This is a genomic window from Sphingomonas sp. PSPC2-2, from assembly GCF_049897725.1.
GTDB lineage: Bacteria > Pseudomonadota > Alphaproteobacteria > Sphingomonadales > Sphingomonadaceae > Sphingomonas.
Window position 1 is genome coordinate 25,158 of record NZ_JAFCWU010000005.1, and the last position, 15,247, is coordinate 40,404.

At 64.6% G+C, this 15,247-nt stretch carries 19 protein-coding genes and 1 pseudogene; 9 read left to right on the forward strand and 11 right to left on the reverse strand.

Features of this window, described 5'->3' with window-relative positions; translation table 11 throughout:
* Window position 1: 1 nt before the first annotated feature.
* The gene (locus ACP7BY_RS10365) at window positions 2-283 is read right to left on the reverse strand and encodes a PepSY domain-containing protein (protein WP_212742090.1); all 282 of its coding nucleotides are present in this window, start codon (window positions 281-283) and stop codon (window positions 2-4) included.
* A 204-nt stretch (window positions 284-487) separates the two neighbouring features.
* Here ACP7BY_RS10365 and ACP7BY_RS10370 point away from each other — a divergent pair, with 204 nt between their 5' ends.
* Window positions 488-964 carry a rubrerythrin family protein gene (locus ACP7BY_RS10370; protein ID WP_033965228.1) on the forward strand — a complete coding sequence of 159 codons (477 nt, stop codon included), beginning with the start codon at window positions 488-490 and terminating at the stop codon, window positions 962-964.
* A gap of 187 nt (window positions 965-1,151) precedes the next feature.
* Here ACP7BY_RS10370 and ACP7BY_RS10375 read toward each other — a convergent pair whose 3' ends face one another.
* A complete protein-coding gene (locus ACP7BY_RS10375; RefSeq protein WP_212742091.1) occupies window positions 1,152-1,448 on the reverse strand; it encodes a DUF2285 domain-containing protein in 297 nt (98 codons plus the stop codon).
* A 36-nt stretch (window positions 1,449-1,484) separates the two neighbouring features.
* Between ACP7BY_RS10375 and ACP7BY_RS10380 the strand changes: the two genes are divergently transcribed.
* A complete protein-coding gene (locus ACP7BY_RS10380; RefSeq protein WP_212742092.1) occupies window positions 1,485-1,793 on the forward strand; it encodes a hypothetical protein in 309 nt (102 codons plus the stop codon).
* Window positions 1,794-1,803: 10 nt separating this feature from the next.
* Here ACP7BY_RS10380 and ACP7BY_RS10385 read toward each other — a convergent pair.
* Window positions 1,804-1,944 (reverse strand): annotated as a pseudogene (locus ACP7BY_RS10385) (transcriptional regulator domain-containing protein); the annotation flags it as partial.
* A 272-nt stretch (window positions 1,945-2,216) separates the two neighbouring features.
* Here ACP7BY_RS10385 and ACP7BY_RS10390 point away from each other — a divergent pair.
* From ACP7BY_RS10390 to ACP7BY_RS10400, 3 genes are read left to right on the forward strand one after another with little or no spacing between them, the layout of a single operon-like run.
* On the forward strand, window positions 2,217-2,975 hold the full coding sequence (locus tag ACP7BY_RS10390; protein ID WP_033965250.1) for a LuxR family transcriptional regulator: 759 nt from the start codon (window positions 2,217-2,219) through the stop codon (window positions 2,973-2,975).
* A 56-nt stretch (window positions 2,976-3,031) separates the two neighbouring features.
* Window positions 3,032-3,646, forward strand: a complete 615-nt coding sequence (locus ACP7BY_RS10395) for an acyl-homoserine-lactone synthase (protein ID WP_052192362.1) — start codon at window positions 3,032-3,034, stop codon at window positions 3,644-3,646.
* Between the two features lie 17 nt (window positions 3,647-3,663).
* Entirely contained in the window at window positions 3,664-4,086 is a 423-nt protein-coding gene (locus ACP7BY_RS10400) for a phytanoyl-CoA dioxygenase family protein (RefSeq protein ID WP_137902951.1), read from the forward strand.
* A 94-nt stretch (window positions 4,087-4,180) separates the two neighbouring features.
* Here the strand turns inward: ACP7BY_RS10400 and ACP7BY_RS10405 are convergent, their stop codons facing one another.
* Genes ACP7BY_RS10405 through ACP7BY_RS10430 form a run of 6 tightly spaced genes read right to left on the reverse strand, consistent with a single transcriptional unit; the run spans window position 4,181 to window position 9,069 of the window.
* Window positions 4,181-4,960: a sulfite exporter TauE/SafE family protein gene (locus ACP7BY_RS10405; RefSeq protein ID WP_137902952.1), complete on the reverse strand. Its 780-nt coding sequence runs from the start codon at window positions 4,958-4,960 to the stop codon at window positions 4,181-4,183.
* Between the two features lie 7 nt (window positions 4,961-4,967).
* Complete coding sequence (locus tag ACP7BY_RS10410) at window positions 4,968-5,885, reverse strand: MBL fold metallo-hydrolase (RefSeq protein WP_137902953.1); 918 nt, start codon at window positions 5,883-5,885, stop codon at window positions 4,968-4,970.
* Window positions 5,886-5,907: 22 nt separating this feature from the next.
* Window positions 5,908-6,276: a carboxymuconolactone decarboxylase family protein gene (locus tag ACP7BY_RS10415; protein WP_137902954.1), complete on the reverse strand. Its 369-nt coding sequence runs from the start codon at window positions 6,274-6,276 to the stop codon at window positions 5,908-5,910.
* A gap of 17 nt (window positions 6,277-6,293) precedes the next feature.
* Complete coding sequence (locus ACP7BY_RS10420; RefSeq protein ID WP_033965222.1) at window positions 6,294-7,565, reverse strand: TolC family protein; 1,272 nt, start codon at window positions 7,563-7,565, stop codon at window positions 6,294-6,296.
* Entirely contained in the window at window positions 7,562-7,765 is a 204-nt protein-coding gene (locus ACP7BY_RS10425; RefSeq protein ID WP_033965221.1) for a YgaP family membrane protein, read from the reverse strand. Before ACP7BY_RS10425 ends, ACP7BY_RS10420 begins: the two co-directional genes overlap by 4 nt.
* Window positions 7,766-7,788: 23 nt before the next feature.
* Window positions 7,789-9,069 (reverse strand): NAD(P)/FAD-dependent oxidoreductase, encoded by a 1,281-nt coding sequence (locus ACP7BY_RS10430; RefSeq protein WP_137902955.1) that lies wholly within the window; start codon window positions 9,067-9,069, stop codon window positions 7,789-7,791.
* Between the two features lie 98 nt (window positions 9,070-9,167).
* On the opposite strand from ACP7BY_RS10430, the gene ACP7BY_RS10435 reads away from it, so the two are divergent.
* Genes ACP7BY_RS10435 through ACP7BY_RS10450 form a run of 4 tightly spaced genes read left to right on the forward strand, consistent with a single transcriptional unit; the run spans window position 9,168 to window position 14,148 of the window.
* Window positions 9,168-9,506, forward strand: a complete 339-nt coding sequence (locus ACP7BY_RS10435) for a rhodanese-like domain-containing protein (RefSeq protein ID WP_033965246.1) — start codon at window positions 9,168-9,170, stop codon at window positions 9,504-9,506.
* A 27-nt stretch (window positions 9,507-9,533) separates the two neighbouring features.
* Complete coding sequence (locus tag ACP7BY_RS10440; protein ID WP_137902956.1) at window positions 9,534-10,559, forward strand: efflux RND transporter periplasmic adaptor subunit; 1,026 nt, start codon at window positions 9,534-9,536, stop codon at window positions 10,557-10,559.
* Window positions 10,556-13,807: an efflux RND transporter permease subunit gene (locus ACP7BY_RS10445; RefSeq protein WP_033965220.1), complete on the forward strand. Its 3,252-nt coding sequence runs from the start codon at window positions 10,556-10,558 to the stop codon at window positions 13,805-13,807. Before ACP7BY_RS10440 ends, ACP7BY_RS10445 begins: the two co-directional genes overlap by 4 nt.
* Window positions 13,804-14,148, forward strand: a complete 345-nt coding sequence (locus ACP7BY_RS10450) for an ArsR/SmtB family transcription factor (RefSeq protein WP_033965218.1) — start codon at window positions 13,804-13,806, stop codon at window positions 14,146-14,148. Before ACP7BY_RS10445 ends, ACP7BY_RS10450 begins: the two co-directional genes overlap by 4 nt.
* Window positions 14,149-14,170: 22 nt before the next feature.
* On the opposite strand, the gene ACP7BY_RS10455 is transcribed toward ACP7BY_RS10450, so the two are convergent.
* Both ACP7BY_RS10455 and ACP7BY_RS10460 read right to left on the reverse strand, forming a co-directional pair.
* Window positions 14,171-14,551 carry an ArsR/SmtB family transcription factor gene (locus tag ACP7BY_RS10455; protein WP_033965216.1) on the reverse strand — a complete coding sequence of 127 codons (381 nt, stop codon included), beginning with the start codon at window positions 14,549-14,551 and terminating at the stop codon, window positions 14,171-14,173.
* 2 nt (window positions 14,552-14,553) lie between these two features.
* A complete protein-coding gene (locus ACP7BY_RS10460; protein WP_033965245.1) occupies window positions 14,554-15,213 on the reverse strand; it encodes a peroxiredoxin in 660 nt (219 codons plus the stop codon).
* Between the last annotated feature and the right edge of the window lie 34 nt (window positions 15,214-15,247).

Genomic DNA, 15,247 nt, shown 5'->3' on the forward strand with positions numbered 1-15,247 from the left:
ATCAATCGACGTTGTTCTGAACGACGGCGCCGGTCACCGGGTTGAAATAGACTTCGGCGCGCTTGCCGTCCTTGGTGTGGGCGTAGATTTCGTAGCAACTGCCCGACACCTGGAAGACCTTGATGTCGCGGTAGCCCATCTTGGCGATCTTCGCCTTCATCTGCACCGGCGTCAGCCACTTCGCCTGCGGCACAGTGGTGCACACGGGCGCTGCAACGGCGATGGAAGTGATGGAGAGGGCGGATGCGGTCAAAACGAGCTTGAGCATAAGAGAACGCTTCATGGGGCAATCCTTGATCGTCGGAGGTGGGGCGATGCGCCCGGTTCGATCGATCTGGTCCCCGCCGCTGACGAAAAGCTGACAGGGCAGTGAAATAGAAATCGACCAGCACTTCGAAGTTATTTTCGAAGCAACGTCAGGGATGCGTCAGGACTTCGGTCGAGATGCCGGTTGTCGCCGCTCTCGGCGCAACCCGGAGTTTTCATCATGAACCGAATCCTGCTTTCGGCGGCGACCTGCGCTGCTGCCCTCCTATCCACCGGCGCCATGGCCGCTCCCCCCGAGCCGAAGCCGCTTTCGGCACAGACGCGCGCCAATCTCGAGGCCGCGATGCACGGCGAGGCCTATGCCAACCTCAAATATCTTCGTTATGCCGACCAGGCCGAGGCTGCTGGCAAGCCCGAACTCGCCAGGCTGTTCCGAGAGTCGGCGAACATCGAGGCCAATGAGCATTTCGATCGCGAAGCCCAGGCGTTGCCGCTTGGCGGCAAGAACGACGCGAACCTCGAGGACGCCATGGCCGGCGAGCACTATGAGAACGTCACCATGTATATCGATTTCGCCAGGCAGGCCGAGGCCGATGGCGACGTCAAAGTCGCGGCCATGTTCCGCCAGATCGCGGTCGACGAAGGTACGCATTACGAAGCTTACAAGGCTGCGCTGGCGAAACTGTCGCCCCGGTAAGCCAGCGCTCGGTGCCGGCCGGCTTCCCCCGGCTGGTCGGCACCGAATTCGAATGCAATCGAACGATGCGCCCCGCTAATGTCGAGCCATCGCAGCCGGCAGTGAGCCGTATGCGAGCCGGCTCGTCTTTGGATGTGGCCCGAGTACCCGAGAGCGTTTCAGCGTGGCGGAAACACAAGCGAACTCGCTATCGTGATTTTTTGCCGAGCAACGAGCGATAGCCGCCCACAGCCATAACGCCGGCCTCACGCGCCAGGCGACGGACCCGCGAGCGAAGTGAATCGGACGCAGCGTTCCACTCTCGTGCAATTCGTTCCTCGCCGAACAGAGCGGCTCCAATCTCGCGCTGGCTGGCACCTTCCCTGAGCGCATCATGGACGCGGAGCATATCGATAAGGCGCGTGATCTGGGGATCGGGCGGAAACAACGAGCGCGCGAACCGTCGCCTGCGACACAGGTCGAGGAATCGGCGCAGCGGCAGCAATCTCCGCTCCGAAGACACTATGCCCCGCAATCTGAAGTGCAGCAGGACCGCTTGCTGTCCCGACAGGCGGCCTTCCTCGACATCGAAACGGATGTGATGCCAGCCATCGGAAAGGACGGCATGTTCGCGTTCGTCCGCGTCGATCGCGATGGCAAGCCAAGGCGCGATGAGGTCAAGATCCAGGCTGTCGGGATCCGCCCGATCCGCGGGAATGGCGGCGACGGAAATCGTTGCCGGATCGAAATCGACATGCCAGATAATCCGGGCCTCGGGCGCAGCGCGGCTCGGATTCTCGGCGAAAGTGAAGCCCCCATGCAAGCGGTTCGGGACGGACGCCACGGGTGACGCTACTGGCCCGCACATGCCAGGCAATATAGTCGGGATCGCGGCGCACCCATTCCCACATCAATCCGGCGCGATCGATTCCGCGCAGTCGCGCATACCCCGCCGCGTCGCGCCAGTCCGGCGAGGGTTGCCCGCCAGTCGGCACGCTCATCGGCCACCCCTGGCAAAGCAATCGGGGCGGCGATCAAGAACAACCAAAATGGATGTAACGGTCAATTTGCGACTTGGCGGTCCCGGATCGAGTTGAGCCGTGCTTTTTCGCGAAAAGCCTCTGTGATATGACAGTTTTATTACTGGAGTCGTCGGACACTGACGTGAGACACCAGAGTCCGGCCCGAAGTGTCGGGAAAGGGCGATCACCGGAATTGCGGTGACTTGAGACATCGCCGGCGATCGTGAAGCGGCCCCATGGGCATGCACAGCATGGCGACGCAGTTTATGCGCGTTGTCGAGGCCGCGGCGAGCGCGGACGATCTCACCACCGCAATGGCGGCGGTGACTGCCCAGTTGGGCTTCCAATATTTCGCGCTGACGCATCATGTCGACATTGTCGCGGCCAGCGGCAGCGCCATTCGCCTCCATAATTATCCGGCGCGCTGGGCCGATTATTATGACCGCAATGCGCTCGGCGTCTCTGACCCGGTCCACCGCGCGAGCCATATGACCAGCCTGGGTTTCCCGTGGTCGCGGATGTCTGAGATGATCCCGATGACCCGCGAAGACCACCGGGTGCTGGCGCTGGGCCGCGACCAGGGTATCGGCGACGGCTTTACGGTCCCGGCGCATGTGCCCGGCGAGGCGCGCGGCTCCTGCTCGTTCGCAAACGAGGCGGGCCGGCCGATCCGCCAAGAGATGCTGCCGCTGGCGCAGCTTGCGGGGATGTTCGCGTTCGAGGGCGCGCGGCGGCTCTGGGCAATGCGCGGAGGCCTCCAGATGCCGCCGCGGCCGGTCCTCACCGACCGCCAGCGCGACTGCGTGCTCTGGGTCGCGCGGGGCAAGAGCGACTGGGAAATCAGCCAAATCCTGGGTGTCGGCGAGGAGACTGTTGCCCGCCATATCAAGCAGGCTTGCGAGCGCTACGGTGTGAACAAGCGGACATATCTGGTGATCCTGACGCTCTTCGACGGAACGCTGACCTTCTCCGATATCTTTCGCCGCCGATATTACCCTTTTCCGGAATAGCGGCGTGACCCGCAGCAGGGCGACCCTTGGCCGATCACGGTCAAGGAGCCAATTTCATGCTGCATGTTGTTCAATCCGCCGCGCGGTCGGCATCAGACGCGGTCCTGCGTTCGATGTTCGCCGCCCGCAAGTCGGTCTTCGTCGATCTGCTAAAGTGGGACGTACCGGTCCTTGATGGCCGCTATGAGATCGACCAGTTCGACGATGTCCACGCAACCTATCTGATCCTCGCCAACCCCGACGGCACCCATCTCGGATCGGCCCGGCTCCTGCCGACGACGCGGCCGCATATCCTCGACAGCCTCTATGCAGAACTGTGCGACGAGGCGCCGCCGCAGGCCGCCGACATCTTCGAGATCACGCGCTTCTGCCTCGATCGCGGGCTGAGCGCGCGCGAGCGCCGCCAGGTGCGCGACATGCTGGTAACCGCGCTGGTCGATCATGCGCTGGCGACGGGGATCACCGCCTATAGCGCGATCGCGGAGATGGGCTGGTTCCAGCAGATACTCGCCTTTGGCTGGCGCTGCATGCCGCTCGGGCTGCCGCGCGTCATCGATGGCACGATGCTGGCGGCGCTCCGCATCGAAATCACCCCGGAAACGCCGAGCCTGCTCGAGTCCGGACGTACCACGGCAGCCGCGCTGCGCGTCGACCGACGCGTCGCGGCCTGACGCGGGGGAGACGGAACATGACCGACACACCCGACCTATCCGGCGAGATCGCGCGGCACACCGCCGACCTGATGGCCCAGGGCTATTGTATCATTCCCGACGCACTGCCGGCCGCAGTGATCACGGCGCTCGACGACGATCTGGCCAATGATTTCGCCCGCACGCCATTCGGCCAGGGTGGCTTCTACGGCGACACCACCAAGCGGTTCGGTCGCCTTCTCATCCGGACGCCGCACGCGGCGGCGCTGGTTCAACATCGTTTGATTCTCGGTATCGTCGAGGCGGTGCTTTCCCCCTGGTGCGACCGCCTCCAGCTCAACACCACCCAGGCGATCGCCGTGCATCCCGGCGCTCCGGCGCAGCTTCCCCACCGCGACCAGAAGCGAGGTTCTCAAGCCTCGGCGCCACCCTGGCGGCGCCCTGCCAGACTAACACCCTGATTCCGAGAAGCAATACCAACGGCATTGGCGGGGCATTGCCAGAATCGGAGTGCCGCAGCGGTCGGGTTGCTCGACGATCCTGCTGGAGCAGGTGTCACATTGCGGACCAGCTTTTCCAGAGCATGTAGAGGGCGACACAGAAGATCAGCACCGCGAAGACACTGTTGAGAAGACCCTTGCGGGCGGACAACTGCTTGGATGCGGCTGCCCCAATGACACCGCCGATGATACCGCCGCCTATGAAGGTCGCGGCCAGGCCCCAATCAATCAGCCCGGAAAAGGCGTAGTTGAGCGCCGTCGTCAGGCCAAAGGCTGTCACTGCGACGAGAGAGGAGCCAACCGCATTAATCATCGGCATGCCGGTGGAGGCCATGAGGCCAGGCACGATCAGGAAGCCGCCGCCAATGCCGAAGAAGCCCGAGAACAGTCCCGTCGCGCTGCCATAGGCAATGACCTTGGGGGCATTTTCGCGCCGGCACTGAACGTCGGGATTTCCCAAATTGCCGCGATTGCGCAGCATCAGCGCGCCGACCACCAGCATGAGCAGCGCGAACAGAAAGAGCAGGTGCTGCCCGTCGAACGCCTTGCCCAGCGTCGAACCGCCATAGGCACCAAGCACACCGGCAAACGCATACATGCCTGCGCAGCGCCATTTGATCGTGCCCTGCCGGGCATGGGGAATGAGGTTGGCGCCGGCATTGGCAGCGACCGCAAGTGCACTGGTGCCGATCGCGACATGCGGCGAAGCCACGCCCACGAGATAGACCATGAGGGGCACCGCCAGAATCGAGCCTCCGCCCCCGACCAGACCAAGCGTGAAACCGACGACGGAGCCCGAAGCGGCGCCCAGCAGATATTGGACTGGCTCGAGCATGAGAGCCTTACAGCCTGTTCAAAGGAAGTTTGAGATAGCGCGTACCGTTGTCCTCGGGCTCGGGAAGGTTGCCGCCGCGCATGTTGACCTGGATCGAAGGCAGGATCAGCCGCGGCATACCAAGCGTGGCGTCGCGCGCTTCACGCATCGCGACGAACGCCTTCTCGGTCACGCCTGAATGGACGTGGACATTGCCCTGTCGCTCCGCCGCCACCGTCGTCTCCCACATGAAATGCTCACGCCCCGGCGCCTTGTAATCATGGCAAAGGAACAGCCGGGTCCGGTCCGGGAGCCCCAGCAGCCGGTGGATCGATCGGAACAATGTCTGGGCGTCGCCGCCCGGGAAGTCCGCGCGGGCAGTGCCATAATCGGGCATGAACAGCGTATCGCCGACGAACGCGACGTCACCGATGACATAGGCCATATCGGCGGGCGTGTGCCCGGGGACATGGAGCGCGATTCCCTCGCGCGATCCAAGCCGGAAGCGTTCGCCATCGAGTAGCAGGCGATCAAATTGCGATCCGTCCCGCGCGAAGTCCGGCCCCTCGTTGAAGATCGCGCCGAACGTCGATTGCACCGTCAGGATATCGCGTCCGATCGCGAGCGTGCCGCCCAGGCGCTGCCGCAGATAGGGCGCCGCCGAGAGATGGTCGGCATGGACATGGGTCTCGAGCAGCCATTCGATCTCTAAACCCTCGGCTTCGACATAGGCAATGATCTGATCAGCGGATTCGTGCGAGGTTCGCCCCGACGCGGGGTCGAAGTCGAGCACGCTGTCGATGATCGCGGCCTTGCGGGTTGCCGGATCGCTGACGACGTGGGTCGCGGTAAAGGTCGCCTCGTCAAAGACGCTGTGCACGGCAACGTCGCCGGCGGCCGCACCCTCGACAATGCGGACGGCCTGTTCGAGCGGCAAGTCGGTCATGTCGTGCTCCACCGCCACGACCTCATGCACTCCCAGGCTCGGTGCCGGCCTGGGCCGCAAACTGGTCGAAGGCCTCAACCGCCTGGGCAGCATACATCAGGCTTGGTCCGGCACCCATGTAGAGCGCCATGCCCATCACCTCCATGATCTCCTCGCGCGTCGCGCCCCGCTTGACCGCCGCCTGGCTGTGAAAGGCGACACAGCCATCGCACCGGATCGCCACAGAGATGGCAAGCGCGATCAGTTCCTTGGTCTTGGTATCGAGCGTTCCCGCCTCGGTCGCAGCTCTGGCCATCGCCGAGAAGGCCTTTGTGACCTCTGGGCTGCCAAGGCGGACTTCCTTGATCGCGCCGGTTAGTTGCGCGGCCATTTCCGGCCAATCCTTATTCATAGCGGCGATCCTTAGATTCAGTAGCGACCCAGCAGGCTGAGCAGCCGGTAGGCGGCGACGATACGATCGGTACCCGCGCGCGCCGCGCCAGCCTCGGCGGCTATGGATTCGCGTTCGGCGTCGAGCAGGTCGAGCTGCGGCTTCATGCCGACCCGAACCTCTTGGGTAATGCTGTCGAGCGCCTGCGCAGCGGCGGCGGCCTGTTCAGTTGCCGCCTGTTCGACCAACTGCGCCGTACGAACATCCTGAAAGGCGGAGATGACCTGTTCCTCGACCTGCATCCGCATGGCCCTTGCCCGTGCGTCGGCTGCCCGGACACTACTATCCGTCTCGGCGACCTTGCCCGACACCCGGCCGCCGCTGAACAGCTCCCAGCGCGCGCGGATGCCGACGGTCGCGCTGTCCGCGCGATAGTCGGGAAAGAATTGATCGCGCACCGTGGCGCCTTCCACAAAGGCACCAACCGTTGGCAGGCGCTCCGCGCGCGCACCGCGTGCCGCGGCCTGAGCCGCGCGTAGGCTGGCTTCGGACTGCGCCAGCGCGGGATTGTTGCGGGTTGCCGCATCCATCGCCTCGTCGAGCGTGGCGGGAAGGGCGGGATTGGACGGAAGCGGCTGAAGATCTACCGGTTCAAGGCCGGTCAGGTTACGGAAATGCGCTGCAGAGGAAACCCGCATGCCTTCGACGCGGGCAAGCCCGGCGCGCGCCTCGGCAAGACGGGCACTCGCCTGGGAGACGTCGGTGCTGGGGCTCTCGCCCGCACGAAACTTGAGCCGCGCCTGGCGCTCGATCTCGGTCGTTTGGATAACAAGGCGGCCATAGAGATCGACCATGTGCGCGGCCGTCAGCACGTCGCCATAGGCTTGGGTCACCGCCATCACGAGCTGGCTGCGCATGCCGACCTGCCCCGCCTCGGCGCCGACGATACCGGCGCGGGCCTGATCGACCCCAGCGCTGACCCTGCCCCCGGTGAATAGGGGCTGCTCGACCGTTATTTGCGCGGCGCGCGGGGTCACGTTCGCCGCGCCAAGTCCGAAGAAGCCGCGCGGATCGAGGCGGCCATAGCCGATCGTGCCGCTGAGCGTCGCGGTCGGCAGCCGGCCCGCTTTCGCCTGCTCGAGCCGCGCCTTGGCCGCATCCGCATCCGCGTCAGCTGCGGCGATTTCGGGCGCATGCGCGATCGCCGCAGCCAGAGCCTCGTCAAGCGTAGTGGCTTGCGCCGCGTTGCACACCGCCAGCGGGGCGCCAAGCCACAGCATCAGGTGCGCAAGGCGGCGCTTGGCGGTCATTTGAACGCAACGCCTGGTCGGAAGCCGAGCGCCTTGAAGACGATCGCCGCCGGACAAAAGCCGGTAAATCCGGTCTGAATCGCGTTGAGCCCGGCGAAGATCGTCAGGCCGATCCAATAGGGATGGACGGTCAGCGACAGCGTCACGCCAAGCAGGACAACGCAGCCGAGGAAGATGAAAACAGCGCGGTCGATCGTCATGGCAATTCTCCTGTTATGCGGTCTCAAAAACGAAGCTTCTTGATGCCCATGACGTGAAGCGCGAGCTTCTCGTAGAAGGGCTCGCTTTCGCCCTTGCGCACCTTGCGTAGGAAATATTTCTCGAAGCCGATCTTGGCGAAATGGACCCATTTTCCGCTCGCCGCCCAATTGACGTTGCGCGGGGGAATCTGCGGCTGCGCGACGAAAGCGACGCCGCCATCGCCAAAGTCGGCGAGGCACACCGCATTCCAGGTCGCCTCGGCGGTGGGCTCCTTGCCGTCGAGGATCGCGTCCAGATTAGCCGCGATCGCGGTCACCATGCTCTCGATCATGAAGCCGGTCTTGGGAACGCCGACCGGCACGGGCGTCGGCCCGGTTGGCGGGATCGCGACGCAGACGCCGAGCGCGAAGATCTCCCGGAAGGCCGGATTGCGCTGGTGCTTGTCGATCAGGATGAAGCCGCGCGGGTTGGTGAGGCCCGGAATATCGCGCACGGCCGCCACGCCGCGGAAAGCCGGCAGCATCATGGAGAATGCGAACGGCAGATCGTGCGTCTTGGCGACCGCGCCCCCTTCCGCGATCTCCTCGACATGCATCATGCCCGCTTCAACCTTCGCGACGCGCGCGTTGGTGACCCATTTGATGTGGCGCTCGCGCAATGTGCTTTCGAGCAGGCCCTTGGTGTCGCCGACGCCGTCGAGCCCGAGATGGCCGATATAGGGTTCGGCGGTGACGAAGGTCATCGGCACCTTGTCGCGGATCTTGCGCCGGCGAAGTTCGGTGTCGAGGATCAGCGCAAACTCGTAAGCCGGGCCATAGCAGGACGCGCCCTGCACCGCGCCGACGACGATAGGGCCTGGGTTTTCGACGAACCGATCGAATGCGTCCGCCGCAGCCGAGGCGTGCGCGGTCTGGCAGATCGAAACGGTGTGCCCGCCATGCGGCCCCAATCCCTCGATTTCGTCGAACGCTAAATCAGGGCCAGTAGCAATTACGAGATAATCGTAATTGATGTTGCTGCCGTCATTGAGTTCAAGGCGTTTCTCGGTGGCGTGCAATCGCTTCGCCCCCACCGCCGTGAAGCCAATCTTCCTCTTGGCGAAGATCGGCGGCAGATGCACCTGGATCGCCTCGGGTTCACGCCAGCGGACAGCCACCCACGGGTTCGAAGGGATGAACGAATAGGTTTCCGTGTCCGACACCATCATGACTTCGGCGCGGCCCTTGGCGGCGGCCTGGATTTCGTAGGCGGCGATGGTGCCGCCCAAGCCGGCGCCCAGCACCACGATCTTCGGTTTGTTCATGATGTCGGTTCCTCGCCTCAATATCGTGCTTGACTGAATATAATGATTACACGATATATGCAATATACAAATTGATGATCCAATCAGGAGGCCCGGGCATGTTCGGATTCGGCAAGACCAAGGCGCACCGCGAAATCGATGCGCAGACCCTCAAGGCGATGCTGGCCGATGGTTCGGCGCTCCTCGTCGACGTGCGCGAACCCGACGAGTTTGCCGCCGAGCATATCAAGGGCGCAGTAAACGCCCCTCTCTCGACCTTCGCACTGCGTAATGTTCCGGATGCAGCGGGCAAGACGATCGTGCTCCAATGCGCTGGCGGCAAGCGCTCGGGCCTTGCACTCGACCGCTGCGCCAGTGCGCAGTCGAGCATCGACACGCATCTCGCTGGCGGCATCGGCGCCTGGAAGGCCGCCGGCCTGCCGGTCGAACGCGGCTAGGGCCGTGCAACAGGGGAGCCGTCGGCAATGACAAAATGGGCATGGATGGTCGCTGGAGCGGCTCTAACGCTAACGGCTTGCGGCGGCAGCGCGCCGAACGAAGAAAAGACTGCAGCCTTACCCGCCGGCGAGCGGCTGACCGTTGGACTTGCCCAAACCACGGACATGAAGGCGGTCGGCGCCGAAATCACGACGCGCGATCAGGCGCAGGCGCTGGCCCGCATTCCCGGCACGTTGGTCAGTCTCTCCGTTCGCGCTGGCGACATTGTGACCAAGGGCCAGCGCATCGGCTCGATCGTCGATTCGCGCCTTGGCTACGAAACCAGTGCGGCAGGCGCGCAGGTTGCCGCCGCGCAAGCCGAAGCAGCCCGCGCACGAGGCGACCTTGCGCGTGTCCAGGATCTCTACAATCACAATGTCTACGCCAAGGCCCGCCTCGATCAGTCGGTCGCGATGTCGCGCGCCGCCGATGCCCAGGTGGCAGCCGCCCGCGCGCAGCAGAATGCGAGCGCCAGCGTCGCCGGGCAGGGCGCGGTCCTCGCACCCGCCTCGGGCCGCGTCCTGCGTGCAGATATTCCCGCTGGCTCGGTCGTGGCGCCGGGCATGTCGATCGCGACGGTTACGGCAGGGCCGCCTGTTCTCCGCATCGATCTGCCGGAGTCGCTGGCAAACGCCGTGCGTGTCGGCACGCGGGTCATAGTTGCTCAAGGGGATTTGCCGGAAGGGTCGCGCCAGGGACAGGTGGCACAGGTCTATCCTGCCATCGCCGGAGGCCGGGTGCAGGTCGACGCGACCGTGCCTGGCCTTTCCAGCGAATTGGTTGGACGGCGGGTTGGCGTGACGATCGAAGTCGGCCAGCGCCGGGCCATGGTGGTGCCGCGCCGCTTCATCTCGACCCGCTACGGCATCGACTATGTCGATGTCGTCACCCCCGACCGACGCATCAGCGCGGTGGCGGTCCAGACCGCGCCAACGGGCGATCCGGGCAACCTCGAAATCCTGGGGGGCGTCACCGCGGGCGATATCCTCTTCTCTCCCGGACGCGGTAAGTGAATCTCGGCCTATCGGGGCGCCTCACCCGCGCGACCATCACCTCGCCGCTGACGCCTTTGTTCCTGCTGGCCGCGATCGCGATCGGCCTTCTGGCCCTGTTCACGATTCCCCGCGAGGAAGAGCCGCAGATCAGCGTACCGATGGTCGACATCCAGGTGATGGCACCAGGCCTTTCCGCGCCGGACGCCGTCCAGCTTGTCGGCATCCCGCTCGAGACGATCGTGAAAAGTGTCGATGGCGTCGAGCATGTCTATACCCAGACCGAAGACGACGGCGTGATGGTGACCGCACGGTTCCTCGTGGGATCGAACCCAGAGGACGCCGCGACGCGGATCGACGAGAAGCTGCGCGCCAATTGGGACCGCATTCCGGTGGGTATTCCGGATCCCAAGGTCACGGTGCGCGGGATCAACGATGTCCCCGCCATCGTCCTGACGCTGTCGCCCAAGCCCGGCGCGGCCGGGCGATATGACGACCAGGCGCTCTATGCGCTTGCCACCCGGTTGCGGACCGAGATCGCCAAGGTCGACAATGTCGGGCTTACCTTCCTGACCGGCGGGCGCCCCGAAGAGATCCGTATCGCGCCCGATCCCGGCAAGCTCAGCCAATATGGCGTACCGCTCGGCAGCGTGATCGATGCGGCCGCGCAGGCCAATCGCAGCTTCCCCGCCGGGAGCGTTCGCGACGGCGGGCAAGCCGTCGCGGTCACCGCTGGCCAGACGCTTTCTTCGGCGCAGGACGTCGGCATGCTCACCGTCCGGTCAGTCGCCGGGGCCCCGGTCTATCTGCGCGATGTCGCCACGGTCACCCAGGGGCCCCGCGAGGATCAGGCCCGCGCGTGGCGCTGGGCACGCAACGACGGGCGTTGGTCGAACGCGCCGGCGGTCAGTCTCGCGATCGCCAAGCGGTCGGGCGCCAATGCGGTCGTCGTCTCCGAGGCGGTGCTCGCACGCCTCGAAAGCCTCAAGGGCAGCCTCATTCCCGACGGTATCGATGTCGCGGTCACGCGCAATTACGGCGCAAGCGCGAATGAAAAGGCCAATGAGCTTCTCTACCACCTCGCGCTCGCGACGATCTCGATCGTTATCCTGATCGGTTTCGCGATCGGCTGGCGTGAGGCCGGCGTCACCGCCGTGGTGATCCCGACGACGATCCTGCTGACGATGTTCGCCTCGAACCTGATGGGCTACACGATCAACCGCGTCAGCCTGTTCGCGCTGATCTTCTCGATCGGCATCCTCGTCGACGACGCGATCGTGATGATCGAGAACATCGCTCGCCATTGGGCGATGCCCGATGATCGCACCCGTACCGAGGCCGCGATCGAAGCAGTCGCCGAGGTCGGCAACCCGACCGTGGTCGCTACGCTGACCGTGGTGGCAGCGCTGCTGCCGATGCTGTTCGTCTCGGGCCTCATGGGACCGTATATGGCGCCGATCCCGGTCAATGCGTCGGCCGCGATGGTCTTTTCCTTCTTCGTCGCGGTGGTGATCGCGCCGTGGCTGATGATCCGCTTCGCGCGCAAGACGCTGGCAGCCGATGGCGCGGATGGCGCGGATGGCGCGGATGGCGATCACGGGAACGGGCATGATGCGAGCGGCGGCAAGCTCGGCCGCCTCTATACGCGGGTCGCGCACCGGATCATCGATAACCGGAAGTCAGCGCGCAATTTCCTGATCGCGGTTGGCATTGCCACGCTGGTCGCCTGCTCGATGTTCTATTTCAAGGCGGTAACGGTCAAGCTGCTGCCCTTCGACAACAAGTCCGAAGTCCAGGTCGTAGTCGACATGCCCGAGGGCACCAGCCTCGAAGGCACGGGCCGCGTCCTCGAAGATGTCACCCGCCTGACCCGCGAGTTGCCCGAGGCGACCGCGATGGAAGCCTATCTCGGCACGTCCGCGCCGTTCAATTTCAACGGGCTCGTGCGCCACTATTTCCTGCGCAGCCGCCCGGAGATGGGCGATGTCATGGTGACGCTGCTACCCAAGGGCGACCGGGACCGCTCGAGCCACCAGATAGCCCTCGACCTGCGCCAGAAGCTCAAGACGCTGAAGCTCCCTGACGGTGCCTCGGTCAAAGTCGTCGAAACGCCGCCGGGACCGCCCGTGCTCGCCACCCTGCTTGCCGAGATCTACGGTCCTGATGCGCAGAGCCGGCGTGCCACCGCGACCGAACTGGAAAAGATCTTCAAGTCGATTCCCTACATCGTCGATGTCGACAACAGCTTCGGGCAGCCCCGTCCCAAGCTCCGCCTGATCCCTCAGCGGGACCGGATCGACTATTACGGACTGTCGAGCCGCGACATCAACGATTCGATCGGCGCGCTGCTGGGCAGCAAGACGGTCGGGTACGCGCCGCGCGGGGATGAACGCACGCCGCTGCCGATCACCATCGCCCTCCCGCAATCCGCGCGAAGCTGGACGCAGACGCTTGCCAGTACGCCGGTGGCGGTCTCGCAAGGCGCTACCGGCCAAAAGCTGGTCGAACTCGGCGCCGTCGTCGATGCCCAGCAGGAGCAGAGCAGCCCGGCCATCTTCCGGCGCGACGGTCATTTTGCCGATATGGTGACCGCCGAGCTTGCCGGCGATTATGAGGCGCCGATCTACGGCATGCTGGCGGTCGATCGCGCGATAGACAGCTATGACTGGGCCGCCAAGGGCCTGCAGAAGCCGGTAATCCGCCTGGCCGGCCAGCCCACCGACGAAAAGACGACGAGCCTGCTGTGGGACGGCGAGTGGGAGATCACCTGGGTCACCTTCCGCGACATGGGGGCTGCGTTCATGGTCGCGCTGCTCGCCATCTACATCCTGGTCGTCGCCCAATTCCGCAGCTTCCGGCTGCCGCTCGTCATCCTGACACCGGTACCGCTGACGCTGGTCGGCATCGTGATCGGCCATATGCTGTTCCGTGCGCCGTTCACCGCCACCTCGATGATCGGCTTCATCGCGCTGGCCGGCATCATCGTGCGCAACTCGATCCTGCTGGTCGATTTCATCCGGCACACGGCAACGCCCGACAAGCCGCTGCGCGACGTGTTGATCGAGGCGGGGACGATCCGGTTCAAGCCGATCGTCCTGACCGCAGCCGCCGCGATGATCGGCGCTGCCGTGATCCTCACCGACCCGATATTCCAGGGCCTCGCCATTTCGCTCCTCTTTGGTCTCGCCTCCTCGACCTTGCTCACCGTGCTGGTTATCCCCGCCATCTACGTGGTGCTGCGTGACGACGGGAGACCGGCAAGCAAATGACGATGACCGACAGTGCGGTGGAAATACTGTGCGAACGCGCCACCGAGGTTGCCGCGTTTCTCAAGGTCGTTGCCAATGAACAGCGCTTGCTCCTGCTCTGCCGCCTGCGCGAAGGCGAGGCATCGGTCGGCGAGTTGGTCGGCTTGTGCGGCCTGTCGCAATCGAGCGTGTCGCAGCATCTCGCCCGCATGCGGGAGGGCGGCCTGGTCCAGACCAGGCGCGAGAACACCACGATCTTCTACCGCATCGCCGATCTCAGGGTTCAGGCCTTGATGGCTTTCCTGTGTGATCAGTTCGGCGAGCAAGTCACCGGCGTGCCCGCTGCAGAGCGCGCACCGTAACCAGCAACCGGCCGCCGGGGAACTAAAGGATCTTGGCGAACATGGCAGCCGATCCACGTGCCGGCGACGCCGCCTTTCGGTCAGCCAGAGCTGCCATTTCGGCAGGTCCAGTCCTTGCAAGCGCGGTGAGAAAGGCCGCCGCCGCGATAAACGCATCCGACGCCACACTGTAATAGACCTGCTTTGCGGCGCGCCGGGTCTGAACCAATTCAGCCTTGCGCAGCACGCCGAGCTGCTGCGACAGCCCCGGTTGGCCGATGCCGGTCAAAGCCTCGATTTCGCCGACCGACTTCTCGCCTTGCGCGAGGAGCGTGGCGATCAGCCGGAGGCGGGTATCATGGCCCAACGTGCGCATCACTTCGGCGAGCGCTTCGAGATCCGGGGCGGGCAAAGTGTCCGCCATGCCTACCCTTTCTGCGACTGCGGCTTGCTGCGGTAAAACCACAGCGGGTCATCCGCCGCGGCCAGCAGAGCAGCCTGATCCTGGTGGGGCGGCAACAGCACCGCGTCGCCGGGATGCCAGCCTTCCGGGGTCACGACATGATCGGCATCGACAATCTGCAGGGCGGCCAATACCCGGAACATCTCATCGACCGAGCGTCCGATCGTCGCGGGATAGCAGATCATCGCGCGGATGATCCCGTCGGGATCGATGAAATAGGTCGATCGCATCGTGGCCGCGTCGGGCGAGCGATCTGAGATCATGCCGTAGGCCCGCCCGATGATCAGCGATGGATCCTCGACAATCGGGAAGCTCACCGTGACCCCGAACCCGTCGCGGATCGCGCGGATCCAGCCCAGATGCGAATAGAGACTGTCGACCGAGACGGCGAGCAGCGCGCAGTTGAGCGCCTCAAATCGGTCGCTCGCCTTTGACAGGGCGACGAACTCACTGGTGCAGACCGGGGTGAAATCGGCGGGATGCGAGAACAGGATCAACCATCGACCGCGAAAGTCGGAGAGGTTGACCATCCCCATCGTCGTTCGCGCCTGGAAATTGGGGGCCGGATCGCCGATCTGCAGGCACTGTGGGGTGCCGCCCATATCGGCCGATGTTTCGTCCATTTCGGAAAATTCCGTCTCACGCATCTTGGCATTA